General features: G+C 51.7%; 1 protein-coding gene. It reads right to left on the reverse strand.

Annotated elements, in window-relative coordinates; all coding sequences use genetic code 11:
• A partial coding sequence (locus tag ACR9ZK_RS23375) for a hypothetical protein (protein ID WP_481344300.1) occupies positions 1-238 on the reverse strand: 238 nt, incomplete at both ends.

Below are 238 nucleotides of genomic sequence, written 5' to 3' on the forward strand. Positions count from 1 at the left end.
ACAACGCGCTGCTCATACACATTGAAAATGGTAAACGGGATCTGCAAGTCTTCGCGGTTGATGGCATCGTCAATCTTGGCGCTGTCGGCCATAAACTTGTCGATATCCGCCTTCAGGAAGAGGACACGGTCCGGATCCAGAGACTTGATGAACCGGTTCATGATCCTGGCCGACAAGGCATCATCAAGCGGCACCGGCTTATAGTGGAAACGCGTCAGAAATTGTGCGCTCAAATGAG

This window comes from Monashia sp. HAY1-5C (assembly GCF_056755255.1).